The sequence below is a fragment of the Paraburkholderia sprentiae WSM5005 genome, assembly GCF_001865575.2.
GTDB lineage: Bacteria > Pseudomonadota > Gammaproteobacteria > Burkholderiales > Burkholderiaceae > Paraburkholderia > Paraburkholderia sprentiae.
The window spans coordinates 347,423-361,784 of record NZ_CP017563.2; the positions used below are offsets into that span (position 1 = coordinate 347,423).

Annotated in this window: 9 protein-coding genes; all 9 read left to right on the forward strand. The window is 59.5% G+C overall.

What is annotated here, in order from left to right; translation table 11 throughout:
* Nucleotide 1: 1 nt before the first annotated feature.
* The 9 genes from tssC to BJG93_RS30215 all read left to right on the forward strand — a co-directional run bounded on the left by tssC (nt 2) and on the right by BJG93_RS30215 (nt 14,122).
* A complete protein-coding gene (gene tssC / locus BJG93_RS30175) occupies nt 2-1,552 on the forward strand; it encodes a type VI secretion system contractile sheath large subunit (protein WP_027194903.1) in 1,551 nt (516 codons plus the stop codon).
* A 138-nt stretch (nt 1,553-1,690) separates the two neighbouring features.
* Complete coding sequence (locus tag BJG93_RS30180; RefSeq protein WP_027194904.1) at nt 1,691-4,021, forward strand: type VI secretion system Vgr family protein; 2,331 nt, start codon at nt 1,691-1,693, stop codon at nt 4,019-4,021.
* A 1,586-nt stretch (nt 4,022-5,607) separates the two neighbouring features.
* Nucleotides 5,608-6,402 (forward strand): glycoside hydrolase family 108 protein, encoded by a 795-nt coding sequence (locus tag BJG93_RS36570; protein ID WP_407675357.1) that lies wholly within the window; start codon nt 5,608-5,610, stop codon nt 6,400-6,402.
* On the forward strand, nt 6,399-7,085 hold the full coding sequence (locus tag BJG93_RS30190) for a hypothetical protein (protein ID WP_154671711.1): 687 nt from the start codon (nt 6,399-6,401) through the stop codon (nt 7,083-7,085). Before BJG93_RS36570 ends, BJG93_RS30190 begins: the two co-directional genes overlap by 4 nt.
* Nucleotides 7,086-7,233: 148 nt before the next feature.
* Nucleotides 7,234-7,764, forward strand: coding sequence for a hypothetical protein (locus BJG93_RS30195; RefSeq protein ID WP_027194905.1), 531 nt, complete (start codon nt 7,234-7,236; stop codon nt 7,762-7,764).
* 51 nt (nt 7,765-7,815) lie between these two features.
* Nucleotides 7,816-8,577, forward strand: coding sequence for a hypothetical protein (locus BJG93_RS30200; RefSeq protein WP_231337660.1), 762 nt, complete (start codon nt 7,816-7,818; stop codon nt 8,575-8,577).
* A gap of 436 nt (nt 8,578-9,013) precedes the next feature.
* A complete protein-coding gene (locus tag BJG93_RS30205; protein WP_407675352.1) occupies nt 9,014-9,319 on the forward strand; it encodes a PAAR domain-containing protein in 306 nt (101 codons plus the stop codon).
* 4 nt (nt 9,320-9,323) lie between these two features.
* Nucleotides 9,324-10,565, forward strand: a complete 1,242-nt coding sequence (locus tag BJG93_RS30210; RefSeq protein WP_027194908.1) for a hypothetical protein — start codon at nt 9,324-9,326, stop codon at nt 10,563-10,565.
* A complete protein-coding gene (locus BJG93_RS30215; protein ID WP_071336701.1) occupies nt 10,562-14,122 on the forward strand; it encodes an ImcF-related family protein in 3,561 nt (1,186 codons plus the stop codon). The genes BJG93_RS30210 and BJG93_RS30215 overlap by 4 nt, the downstream gene beginning before the upstream one ends.
* The last annotated feature ends 240 nt before the right edge of the window (nt 14,123-14,362 follow it).

Consider the following 14,362-nt stretch of genomic DNA (forward strand, 5'->3'; position numbering starts at 1 on the left):
AATGAATCCCACCGAATCGCAGCAAGGCGGCACGACCGAAACCGTCGTGCTCGACGCCCCCCACGGGGGCAATGACAGCGTCTATGCGGCGCTGTGCAGCAAGATCAACCTGAATCCCGTTGCCGAAGCACGGCCGCTGGTCGCCTTCCGCGACAGCGACATGCTGTCCGAGGCGTCGGCCGACGAGCGGATCGCGCGCGGCATGGGCGCGTTGCTCGATCTGATCAGCCAGGGCAGCAAGCCGGTCGACCGGCTCGACAAGTCGCTGCTCGATTTCCATATCGGCCAGATCGACCGCCAGATCAGCCGGCAGCTCGACGCCGTGATGCATACGCCGGAATTCCAGGCGCTCGAGGGCCGCTGGCGGGGTCTCAAGATGCTCGTGAGCCGGACGGACTTCCGCCGCAACGCGCGCATCGAAGTGCTCGACGTGTCGAAGGAAGCGCTGCAGCGCGATTTCGAGGATACGCCGGAGATCATCCAGAGCGGCCTGTATCGACTGACCTACATTGAGGAATACGACACGCCGGGCGGCCAGCCGATCAGCGCGATGATCAGCGACTACGAGTTCGCGAACTCGCCGCAGGACGTGGCGCTGCTGCGTAACATCTCGAAGGTGGCGGCCGCCGCGCACATGCCGTTCATTGGCTCGGTGGGCGCCGCGTTCTTCGGCAAGCAGTCGATGGAGGAAGTGGCCGCGATCCAGGACATCGGCAACTATTTCGATCGCGCCGAGTACATCAAGTGGAAGAGCTTCCGCGACACCGACGATGCCCGCTACGTGGGTCTGACGATGCCGCGCGTGCTGGGCCGCTTGCCGTACGGCAAAGATACGACGCCGGTGCGCTCGTTCAATTACGAGGAAGCGGTCAAGGGTCCGGACCACGACAAATACCTGTGGGTCAACGCGTCGTTCGCGTTCGCGGCCAACATGACGCGCAGCTTCGTCAACAACGGCTGGTGCGTGCAGATCCGTGGCCCGCAGGCAGGTGGCAAGGTCGAGGACCTGCCGGTTCACCTGTACGACCTGGGCACCGGTGCACAGCCGAAAATTCCGACCGAAGTGCTGATTCCCGAAACCCGCGAATTCGAGTTCGCCAACCTCGGGTTCATTCCGCTGTCGTTCTACAAGAATCACGACTTCGCGTGCTTCTTCTCGGCCAGTTCCGCGCAGAAGCCCTCGCTGTATGAGACCAAGGAAGCCACGGCAAACAGCCGCATCAACGCGCGCCTGCCGTACATCTTCCTGCTCTCGCGCATTGCGCACTACCTGAAGCTGATCCAGCGCGAGAACATCGGCACGACCAAGGACCGGCGTCTGCTCGAGCTCGAGCTGAACAGCTGGATCAAGGGCCTCGTGACCGAGATGAAGGACCCCGGTGACGAACTGCAGGCGTCGCACCCGCTGCGTGATGCGAAGGTGACGGTCGAGGATATCGAGGACAACCCGGGCTTCTTCCGCATCAAGCTGTTCATCATTCCGCACTTCCAGGTGGAGGGCATGGACATCGGACTGTCGCTGGTGTCGCAGATGCCGAAGGCCAAGAGCTGATTCACTGCTGGCTGACCGGTTGTCTCTGATGTAACCCGCCGGGACGCTGGAACACGCGTCCCGGCGTTCTCGTCTTTGGCATCTGTTGTGACATCACGCGCGTGGAATGACACGCTTGAGGAGTCGTTTGTGGGATCGATGATTCTGCTGTCCCAGGCTTACGAGTTGAAGCTTGCGCCGCATCCGGCGCCGTTCTCGGTATTGAAGTACCGCGGATTTGACGATGTCAGCAGGCTGTACCGCTACGAGGTCGAGTTCACGAGTCCGGTGGCCGGCATTCCGATGGACCAGGTGCTGGGGCGCCCGGCGAAGTTCATCATCGACCCGGTCGACCCGAACCTCGACTACCTGCGCAAGATGTTCGGCGAGAACGCGGAGAAGTTCAGCGACAAGCCGCCCGCGCGGACGATTCACGGCATCATCACGCAGTTCGACGAGTACGGAACGTCGGCCGACGAGACGCGCTACAAGGTGGTGCTCGAGCCGAAGCTCGCCGACCTCGATCGCGGCGTGACGAGCCGGCTGTTCCAGAAGCAGTCGGTCGAGGAAATCGTGACCGGCACGCTGCGGCACTATGGCTATCAGTCGGGTGTCGACTTCCAGTTCCAGCTACGCGCGAAGTACAGGCGCTACGAATACATCACCCAGTACCACGAGAGCACCTTCGCGTTCATCCAGCGGATCTGCGCGCAGGAGGGCATCTGGTTTCGCTTCGAGCAGAAGCGCGATCGCGCGGTGATCATCTTTGGCGACGACCTGGACGCGTATGCGCGTAACCAGCGCACGGTGCCGTTGCGACGCGACGCGGGGCTCGAAAGTGCGGGCGCCGAAGCGATCAGGTCGCTTGAGCGGCAGACGCTGCGGGTGCCGGAAGCCGTGCGGCTGCACGACTACAACCACCGGCAGGCGGACGTGTCGCTGCTGGTCGAGGAAAGCGCCGCGCGCGATGACAAGACCACCCATGCGGTCGACTACCACTGGGGCGAGCACTATGAAACGCCGGAGGAAGGCAGGCGCATCGCCCGTCTGCGCCACGAAGCGCATCTGGCGCGGCAGATCACCTATTCCGGCAAGGGCAACGCGTTTTCGCTCGAGGCGGGCGAGGTCATGCGGCTCGACCAGAATCCGGCGGATGCGCCGCATGGACTCTTCATCACGTCGGTCGAGTCGGGCGGCGGCAGGAGCGAGGCTTACTGGAACACCTTCACGGCGATTCCGGCCGATCGGGTCTGGCGCCCGAGCGTTGATCTGGCGAAGCGGCCGGTCATCGACGGCATCCTGCCGGCACGCATCACGTCGCCAGGGGACTACAAATATGCGTATCTGACCGAGCAGGGCTGGTACGTGATCAAGCTGCCGTTCGATCTCGACGAATGGAGTCCGGGCGGGACGAGCCGACCGGTGCGACTCGCGAGACCGTACGGTGGCGACAACTACGGTCATCACTTTCCGTTCATTGACGGTACGGAAGTGGCGATCATCCATACGCATGGGGACCCGGACCGCCCCGTCATCATGGGTGCGATGCACGATAGTCTGCATCCGGATCTGGTCAACAACCTCAACAACACCCGGAACATTATTCGTACGGCGGGCGGGACGGAGTGGCGGGTTGAGGATAAGCAGGGCGTTGAGCATAGCCATCTGACGACGCCGTATCAGACCAGTGAGCTCAATCTTGGGCATATGGTTGACGCTGATCGCAGGGAACGGGGGCAGGGTGCGGAGTTGCGTACGGATGGGCATCTGTCGGCGCGGGCAGCGAAGGGCATGTTGATCAGCGCCGAGGCGCAGCCCGGTGGCTCAGGCGAGCAGCTCGCGATGCCAAATGCGGACGCCACGCTTCAGCAGGCCGAGGCAATACTGCGCTCGCTCAATGATTCCGCAAGCGCCGCGCAGGCGTGGCTGGCTGAAGTCGATCAGCAGCGTGCGCTCGTCGAGCAAAAGCTCGCGAAACTCCAGAAGCCGGTAATCGTGGCGAGTGCCCCCGAAGGCATCGGTGTCGCAAGTGGTCAGCATATGCAGCTGGCCGCTGCAAGGCAGATGTTCGTGACGGCAGGCGAAGGGCTCGACATTGGCGTCCTCAAGCGCATCACGATCGCGGCCGGCGACGCGATTTCGGTCTTTGCGGCAAAGGTGGGCATCCGGATATTGGCGGCAAAAGGCAAGGTACAGATTCAGGCCCAAGGCGATGCGATGGAGCTGATGTCGCTAAAGGACATGGTGGTGAGTTCGTCCGATGGCGAGGTCGTCATTACCGCGCGGAAAGGGGTCACTCTAGGTGATGGGGCGGGGGCATATCTGAAGATCGCGAACGGAAAGATCGAGATTGCGAGCCCGAGCGAAGTACAGGTGAAGGGTGGACTGGATGTTGACGGCCCGGCGAAGGGCAACTTTACCTTTCCCGGCTGGTCTGGCAGCCCCCTGAAAGATGCCAAGGGAAACATGAACTTCGGGTTTTCAGAATAAGCACAATGATGGCAAATACGACTCCACAGAATCCGCCCAGCACACCCGTGAAGCTTCTTCCTTTTGCCTTTCCGTTTCGCAAGAAGGGACCGGGCACTGACGCGGCATCGGCCGATTTCACCGATGAACATGAATTCCACGAACTGTTGCGGCAGGAGCCATCGGGCGCCTATTCGGTCAGCGGCAAGGGCATGTGGCACGGTGGAATCCATGTGACCGAGGCTGGCGCCGGTGCCTCGCTGGATCTGAAAAGCGGGGTGCGCTGCATTGCCGACGGCGAAGTGGTGGCCTGGCGCCTCAACCACACTTACCCGTTAAGCGAAATGCCCGCGCAGAACGGCAATCCTGCGATCAGCGCGCCGTACAGCACCGGTTTCGCGCTGGTGCGTCATTCGATGGAGTTTCCGAAAGACAGCAAACTGACCTTTTACAGCCTGTACGCACACCTGCAGGATTTCGCGGACTACGAGAGAGGCCCGTCCCTTCCCAGGCCGAAGTACTGGACGACGCGGTTCGAGGTGACCACTTACGCGCAGGACCGCCCCACCGCAGGAGCGGGCGGCCAGTCGGCACCGGGTGACCAGCGGGGGCTGCGGATTCGGGCATCGAAACCGCATGGCGCCGTGCTTGGCATCCTGCCGCAGGGGGCACAGGTGAGCATTGGAAAGCGCGAGGGCGGCTGGGGGCAGATCAAGGACGCGAGTGGCGTATCGCTCTATCCGCCAACCGCAGGTGGCTTCGTGCAGCCCTCGGCGTGGATGAACGGATGGATCTTTCTTGGCGTGGAAAACGGTGGGCCCGTGGCCAAGGAAGTGATGCCTGATTCTTCGCTGGACCAGGTGGTCGTGCTGTCCGATCCTGCCGAAATGGTCCAGATCAAGGCGGGAGAACTGATCGGCCATCTTGGGCGATACGACTCATTGTCCCAGCAGACTTCGGGCAACCGCATGGTGCACATCGAGGTCTTCTGCGACGGCAGCGTCAAATCGTTTATCGACCAGGGGCGTAGCTGGATCAGCCAGAACGGCGCACACGTCAACGCATGGCAGCAATTGAAACTGCCCGGCGATCCGACAATCCTGCGGATTCACAGCCAGACCAGGTTGTACGGACAGCCCAACCAGGAGGGTGCGGAGCCAAAACAGACCGGTGTGATCGAGGTTTTCCCGCTCGCGGCGCTGGCGAAGGCAGACTCAGATCATCAGTTCATGGAGACGGTGGCCGGCAGCGACGGTGAAAAGCGGCACTGGTGGAAGGTGGAGAGCGCGGATGTTCGCCACCAGCCGATCGACGGGTGGGTGCGTGAACAGAGCTTCGCAGGCGGCCGTGTCACGCGGGAGTTTGCGCAGAAGTGGGTGGACTTTCTACCCTTGGACGATGCGCACGATCCGACGCATACGATGTTCGCGACCACGCAAGGGTTCGTCGACTATTCGGTCGGTGCGGATGTGCCGAACCCGGGTTCGCTGGACAAACTCAGCCCGCTGATGACGTCGATTTACCAGACGTTGAATCTAGCTGGCGACCAGACACAAGCGGCCGATGATCTGCGCAACGCAGCGAACGACCCGTGGAATGCGCTGCGTATGTCGAGGCTGATCATTCAGCACGAGAGCGAGTGGGCTAATCCCGACAAATGGAAGCAGTTGATTGCCGCGATTGAGACGCGCACGGGGCCTCGGCCCGAGCACGCCGAGGAACAGAAACGGATCGAAAAGCTGGTCTGGTGGGATGAGGTCAAGGCCAAGCTGACGGACTTCCCTGCGTCGAATGTCTTTCATATCCATCCGATCGGGTTGGTGGGGAATTTTGTTCGTACACACGGTGACTGCCGCTGCGCGGAAAGATTTGAAAAAATCGCGGCGATAATTTTAAGGCACGAAGGGGGTTACGTGAATAACCCGGCTGACACCGGAGGAGCGACAAATAAAGGGATTTCTTGGCCAGTATGGCAGGCACACGCGCAGGAGGATACCGGAGTTGCTCCGACGCTCAACAATCTAATTCATATGACTGATGAGCAAGCAAAAAAAATATATCTAATGAGATATTGGGAGCCCCGCGGCTTCTGTAAAATACAAAACATAAAAACGGCACTTATGGTTTACGATTGGACGATTACGTCGGGTGGCGCTATCGGGAAAGTAAAGAAGGTTTTGAACGATTATTTCAATAAATCGTTGCATCTAAATAGTACGATGGATCAGCTCATGGTCGATGCAATTAATAGCGTTGCAGATCAAAATGTGCTGATCGAAAAAATTGCCGAATCCAGGCGTGCTTATTATACAGCGCTAACGGTTGGCCACCCATCGCAACTTCAGTTCCTCGCTGGTTGGATAAATCGAGTAAACGACTGTTCGCAGGCTAATATTTCATGAAAATTTCTCGCTTTAAAATAAGCTCATGGTTTTTTGTTGCCTTGTCGATTTTTGCTGGTAACGTTGTTTATGCTGAAAATCTGAGTGAAATAAGTGGCTCATGGACCGCGACAGAAAATCCATTCGGAAAAGCAGAGCCGATGTCTGTTTTCGATTTGAAGTTACATATTATAGCAGGTGTGGTGCGCGGGCAATACTGCTATGTAACTCAGTACGGAAATAAAATCGACTGTGATCCCAGTGATAACGAAAATATCAGTGGGTTTATTTCTGGTAGCAAGGCAAGGGTTACCTTCTTCTCATTCTTCGGTGGCACGAACGGCGTGGCTGAAATAACGATGGCTGGCGGACGATTGACTTGGCGCGTCGTTAAATCGCCCGATGGTGAATTTTATGGCCCGTTGCGAGCAACGTTATCTCGGTCTTCGCCAGCAAAAGAAAATGCGAGTCCATCGCGGGCAAATAGAAGGGTGATCGTTGATAAAGCGTATTTTTATAGCGCTCCGTCAGATGTGTCGGTCACAAAAGCGTATGCGATCAAAGGCGACTCTGTGGTAGTACAGGAAATGTCTGATGATGGAAGGTTTATAAAAATACGTTATCAGGGGAAAAAATTATTTATTCGTTGGATTCATTGTGAGGACGTCGACGCATGTAAAGACGTTCGCCGTGCCCCTGAGTGAGAGTTGAGTACAGGCAATCAAATGGAGGTTTCATCGAAAAATGGATTCAGGCGGTTTCGGTGGAATGATAATGCTGACTTGTTGATAGCTTATCGTTAAAAAGCATCGAGGATAACTCGCGAGGTATGGAGTGGGGATTGCAGGCGTCATGATTGTGACGATCCGATCTTGGGCCTTCAAACAGAGTGAAATTGTGAAGAATATTTATTTCGGATTTTTGTTCGCAATTATTGTTAATTTCACGGCTGCCGCGCATGCAGAAGGTATGTGCCAGGCGTCAGAAGAAGCTGTATTTAATTGCGTATTGGGCAGGACTACTGCCTCCCTGTGTGAGATGAAAGGTACAGGCGTTTTGACGTATCGCAATGGCACGATGAAAAAAATTGACCTTGAAGTGTCGGATATGGGGCCGAGAAACGGTGCCGTTTTTTATTTTAGTAATGTCTTTTACGCCGGCGGTGGCGAAGCACATATCAGATTTTCGAGGGCCCGGTACACTTATTATCTCTATGATAAGTCCATAAAAACCGGCGACGGCCCAGAATTTTCGGCTGGAATAATTGTGTACCGCGGCAGCAAAAAACTTTTGGGGAACATTTGCGGCAACGACGCCTCGATTCGTCAGGCTGCATACAGTAGCATAACGAACGAGCCGTACGAGAATATTGAATCCCAATAGATAGTTATCCGTTGCCCCAGTAAGGTATCCTGCTATCAAAGAAAGTTTGGCATGACGAGGGATAAATTGATGGCCAGGAATTCCGCTAAGCGTATGTCGGCACTACTGTGCTTAACCTTCATTGCAATGACAGGCGTTGCAAAAGAGAATCGCATTGAATTTTCGAATCGATCCGCTCTTGTATTTTCCGCTCCGCTTAAAGGAAAATTACACGAAAAATTTGGGTTTGGTTGGACGAAAGCGACATACCGCGGCGCAACGGGTGAACAGGTTGATCTCTTCCCGATGGAAGCATTTACAGTCGGCGGCGTAATATTTCAAGGCCCGTATGCACCTCAAATTTCGCCTTCTGGACGATACGCTGTTCTCGACATTCTCAGAGCAGGCATTGTCGATCCTGGTCCGAACGGGAAACCAGAACCTGAAACAAGGCAGTATTGCCCCGTTTTGGATACCGATACAGGATGCGTCGTGAGTGTTCAGTCCGGCGATTTATGCGGTGGTAGCTGGGACCAAAGGAAAGATTTATGGGTAGTGCCCGGTTATGGGGGTGATTCAAACAAAGCAATGCTTGATTACCAATTCCAGAATGTGAACATTGTATGGCGAGAATATCTGGCGGCAAACGCGAAGACCTTTCGTTATACACTAAATAATGCCTTGGTTTCAAATTTAGGCGTCACCAACTTGATGGCCTGTCAACCGCCGGCAGCCGACAATCTTGATGCTTACGCTGCGATGGCTCGTCAGCTGAGAAACGACGGAAATTTCTCTGATGCCAGCTACATTGACAAGAAGCTCGGAATGAAATGAAATACTTCTGCCCAGTCTCAAGGCTTGACAATATCAGTTGATAAAGCACGCCTGTATGACGGACCTAGTTTGTCCACTCAAACGCGGATGTACCTGGTGAAGGGAGATCGAGTAAGGATGCTTGATAAATCTGGAGCAGACTGGGTGAAAGTTGAGTACAGGCAATCGAATGGACGTGTCATCCAAAAATGGATTCAGGCGGTTTCGTTGGAATGATAATGCTGACATGTTGACTAGCTTATCGTTAAAAAAGCATTCGATCCAACCTATTTGACGTTCAAAGGCGGCAAGCTCGTTATCAATACAAGCAAAGGCATAGTGAAGCAAAATGACTCGGACCATACCGTGCATCCGGTCTCCGCTCGCGACCGGACACGTCTGAAGCAGTTATCAGACGCACTGCGCCAGTGGCGTCCGCAACCGTACAGAAACGACGATGCCAACGCGTCGCATTGATCGAGTCAGCCTGAACAGGGATATTGAAATGAAAAAATTAGCGTATGAAGGCGACGCGACGAGTCACGGCGGGAAGGTCCTTACCGGCTCGGACCGGATCAAGGTCAAAGGTCGCCGCGCGGCGCGCGTGGGAGATCTTGTGTCCTGCCCGATTCATGGCGACAACGAAATCGTGGAAGGCGGAAGCAGCATGAAGGATGCGGGCACGCCGCTTTCGCGCGATGGGGACCGGACCCAGTGCGGGAGTGTCCTCATCGCTGTGTCCGATGGCGCGACGGTCCGATAGATAAATGCCGGTTGACTTTGCTCGCGTACCACCGCGGATCGCGGTCCCTGCGCCACCACAGCTCTCAAAACCGGTCTGGACCGTTCTGCTCGGTGTCGTCCTGTGCCTTGGTGCGGCGCTGACGATTGCCGTGTGGCCCAAAGGAAGGTCGACCAACACCGCCTGGTTCTGGTTCTGTGTCTTCGGTTATCCGATGCTTGCTTGGGCGTTTTTGCTATGCATTCGTCTTGGGTACCTGTACGTGCGCCGCAGTGCGGCCGTAGCTGCAAATCGCGTCAGCGACCGCGAAGCCGAACGTTGTCATGCCCTTGCCAGCGAGCCGCTCACGCTGCTTGGCCATGCGTGGTGTTTCTCCGCCGATCGCGGCGAGAACGGTATCGAGGGGCTGGCCGATGGCAGCTTGGCGTTGCGCACCCGGACGAGCCGGGCGGAGCCCAACACCGACGTCAGTGCCCGTTGGATAGAACTCCCGGATCAGCAGTTCTATGCAGGAAACGAACTGACCGAATGCGCTCGCCATCAGGCGGTTTGCAATTGGCTTCTGGTCCGATTGATCGACAGCCTGGCGCCGCAACTAGCGGCTCTTCCGGCGCGCACCGCGCTCCACATTGAAGCGAGCCTGCATTGCGCACTTGAGGCAGCTGACGTGCGTGCCCGGTTGCAGCAGCTTGTTTCCGCGAAGTCGCCATCGCTACGCGTAACGATAAACCCACCCGCCGAGCCCTCGTCAGTGTTTCAGACGGACGCGTGGTTCGACCGCATGAAGCCGCAAGTCGCTCATTTGCTAGTGGCCGTTCAATTGCGCAATGCAGTCAGCGAGCGCCTGCAGGACGGCGTTGCCGAGGTGGGCGTCGCGCTGCTGTTGGGGCACCCGAGCCTTGCCAAAACAAGGACGGAAAGCCCGCTGCTACGTCTGCATCGTCCAGCGCGAGGCCCGGCCGACGCGGTTGGCAAGACACTTGAGCACGCGATGCGTTGGGGACAAACGACGAGCACGCACATTGGCGCCGTCTGGAGTCACGGACTTTCTCCGGAGCTTGAGGCAGCAATCAGGTCTGCGCCTCAACTCGGCGGACAAAGATCAAATATCGACCTTAAAACAACGGTCGGGGACTGTGGTGAGGCGGGAGGATGGCTCGCGACCGCGCTCGCCGCAGAACTCGCGGCGCGCACTGGCGACCCGCAACTCATACTTACACGGGAAGGCAGCGATCTGATCGCGCTCATGTGCAGAAAACAAACATGAATGAACATAAGTCTGAACCGGTAGCGTTCTTCATTGGCGTCGGGATTTGCATCCTCTTCGTTGCATTGGGTCTGGCCGTCTGGATGGAGGGGCCGGCGCGCGGATGGTCGTTTGAGACACGGATCATCATCGAATTGTGCCTCCTCTCGGGGCTGCTTCTCGCACTGATCTTCGTCAAGTACTTTGAAGCCGTCCTGCTCTGGGTCGCCTCGATGCGCGCGACGCGGTGGCTGGCTCGCTACGATTCGCAAAAGCGGCAGCAAGGCGCCAGCGAAGGCCCCGCGTTTGCGCACGTCGCAGCACCGCAAAAGATCGTTACGCTGCGCGATACGCTTCGCGACCGCCACGGCTGGCGCTGGCGCTACCGCGCCCGCTGGGTGCTCGTCGCTGGCGACGAACCGCTCGTCAAGCGCCTCGCACCCGGGCTCACCGACACGGGCTACGCGATCACCAGCGATACCGTGCTGCTCTATGCGAAGCAAACCACCGACAAGCTTGAGACCGAATGGCTCGACCAGATCCGTCGTCTGCGCCGCCGTCGCCCCGTCGACGCGATCGTCGCCGTGACCCGACACCGCAGTTCAGCCAGCGCACCGTTTGACGCCGAAGGGACCGCGCAGCGACTCGCGCGCCACGCCCGCGCGCTGCGCTGGGCCGCGCCCGCCTATCTGCTGAACGTCACCGACTTCGGCGGCGAATCTTCGGGCCGGGATGAAGCAATCGGCTTCACCTGGTCGAACGAGCGCATTGATCGCGACGAAATCGACGTCTCCCTGAGAGGCCTCGCGGACAACCTCGCCGATGCCGGCGTCGTGCGCCTCACTCGGGATCCGGACGACCGGTACCCGGCCGAGCTGTCGCGACACATTTCGGAACTCCGTGCAGCATTGCCGGACCTGGTCGTGCAGACCGGCCACTCACGCCTCTGGCGCAACGCGGTCCACGGCCTGCTGTTTGCTCCGCTGTTCAAGGAGCGGGAACTGGTTCCACCCAGTCCGGACCACGATTCTGAAGACGGCGAACCGTTACCTCCGCAGCAACGCACGATCTGGCAAACGGTCGCCGACCATAGCCGCAAGATCCACGGCCGCCGCGTTGGCTTCTCGCTGTCGACCATGGCGGCATGGACCACGACGGCGCTCATCGGATGCTGGATCGCCGGCACGATGCTGTCGGGCTTCACCAACCGCTCGGCGATCCAGACAGCGGCCGGCACGCTGACGAAGCTTTCTACCGTGCAGGACCACACCCAGGCGTTGCTTGCACTCGACAGCCTGGACAAACAGCTCGACACGCTCGAAGTCCGTCAGCGCGACGGCGCACCGTGGACCAGCCGTTTCGGCCTGAACCACGACGATGCGCTGTTGAGTGCCGCCTGGCCCGGTTATGAGAATGCCGTCAGCCGCATCCTCGTCGCGCCGATCCGCCTGAAACTGGAGGAGCGCCTGCACCAGCTCGCCTCGCTCTCGGATGCGGAAATCGCCAGCGGCGGCAATGCGCAGGTCCAGGCCGCCTACGACACACTCAGGACCTACCTGATGCTCGCGAGGCCGGACCGCGCGGTTGCCGCATTCCTGACGCCGCAGCTGATTGCCACGACCGTGCCAGCGCGCCCGGCCAGTTCCCAGCTCACGTCCGGCACGTGGGAAGACCTGCGCCAGCATGCAATCGCATTCTTTGCGGGTCACCTGGGGCGCCGTGGATCCGCCGGGGACCTGTCGCTCGCGATCGTTGCGGACGGCGCACTGGTGGCCACGGCGCGTCAGACCATCATCGGCGTGCGCGGCATCCAGAACTCGACCGACACGATCTACCAGCAGATCCTCGACGACGCGAAGCCGAAATATCCGCCCGTGTCGCTCGCGACGCTGCTCGGCGATACGAGCAGCAAGGGGCTGTTCAATACCGCGGCGACCGTACCGGGCGTGTTCACGCGCACTGCGTGGGACGAGCGGATCTCGAAAGCGATCGACGACGCGAGCGAGCAGCGCAATGTGACCGGCGACTGGGTGCTCTCGGACGTCCGCGCGAGCGCACCGTCGACCGGCTCGCTGAAAGCCGGACTGCGTCAGCGCTATTTTGACGACTACGCGCGGGCCTGGGAGCTGTTTCTCAACAGCCTGCGCTGGCAGCTGGCGCCGACGTTGTCAGGCACGGTCGACCAGTTGACCCTGCTCAGCGATCCGCAGCGCTCGCCGCTTGTCGCGCTGATGAACGCCGTGGTTTATCAGGCAGGTGCGGGGAGCGCGACGCAATCGCTGTCCGACACCCTGATCAGCAAGGCGCAGCAGCTTGTCGGCGCCGACGGGAAAGATCCGTCGAAGCAGACGCAGCCGCAACTGGCACCGCTGGTCGTGGCCTTCGGACCCATCCTGCGCCTGACGGGCAGCGACCTGGTGGCAGCGACGCCAGCGAACGGCAAGTCCGTCGCGCAGGCCGCCACCGGCGACCTGAGCCTCGCGCGTTATCTCGAACGGGTGAGCGCGATGCGGCTGAAGGTACAGCAGATGGTCGACAGTGCGGATCCCGATGCCATGGCACGCTCGGCCGCGCAGGCCGTGTTGCAGGGCAGGACCTCGGACATCGCCGACAGCCGCGACTATGCGAGCCGGCTTGCCGCGAGCCTGGGCGAACAGTGGGCCGGCTTGGGCGATCTCTTTCAGGCGCCGCTCGACCAGACCTGGCAGGTCGTGGTGCAGCCGGCCGCGGCGAGCCTGAACGACATCTGGCGCACAGCGATCGTCGCGGACTGGAACCGGACGTTCGGCGGGCGCTATCCGTTCGCGGACTCGGACAACGATGCGTCGCTGCCGGAGATGGCGCGCTTCATGCGCCCGGACAGCGGCGTCATCACCGGGTTCGTGACGACGCAGCTGGCGGGCATCGTCGAGCGGCAGGGCGACCGATGGGTCGCTGCCCAGGGGGCTGATCATGGCACCAGCCACGGCGCGCTCACACTGGATCCGGGCTTCCTCACGGAGCTGAACCGGCTCACGCGCGTGGCGACCGTGCTGTTCCCATCCGGCGATGCGCAGGTGCGCTATGAGCTACGCGCGGTACCGACACCAGGCGTAACCGACATGAAGTTTGTCCTGTCGGGCCGCGAGCTGCACTACTTCAACCAGAAGGAAGCGTGGACGCCGTTCGTCTGGCCGGGCGACTCGCTGGAGAATCTCTCGCATATCGAGTGGCAGACCGAGCAGGGCGGATTGCGCTCGGCGCTCGATGCGCAGGGCAGGTTCGGGCTGATCCGTCTGTTCGAGCACGCCACGGTCACACCGCAGGACAGTGCGCGCTATCTGCTGTCGTGGACACCGGACCAGAGTCAGGGCATCCCGCTGCGCGTGCAGCTGCGCAGCGAGGCGGGCAAGGGCCCGCTCGACGTGCTCGAGCTGCGCCATTTCACGCTGCCAACGCGGATCTTCGTGACGGCCGGCGCCCGCATCGCGCAGAAACTGGCTGAGGCTGCTCCACCGCCGCTGCCGCCAGCGGCAATCGCCGCGGCAAGGCACGCCGCAACGCCGCTGCCTCGCGGCTTCCTTGCGGAGGTCGAATAATGCTCGCCGGTCTGCTCAAAAGTCTCTTTCCGTCCCGCGACGCGGAGCAACTGGTGCGCGCGCGTCTGGAAGCGTGGGACGCCTGGCTGCAGCCACTGTCCGAAACTGGATGCAGGGCACAGATAGCAGTCCACTCCGTAACATACAAATATAAGAACGCGCTCGCGGTGAGACATCAACTCCTAGCAAGGGGCTATAGGTGATTTCATTACGACGTCGAGCAAATGGTTTAGCCCTACT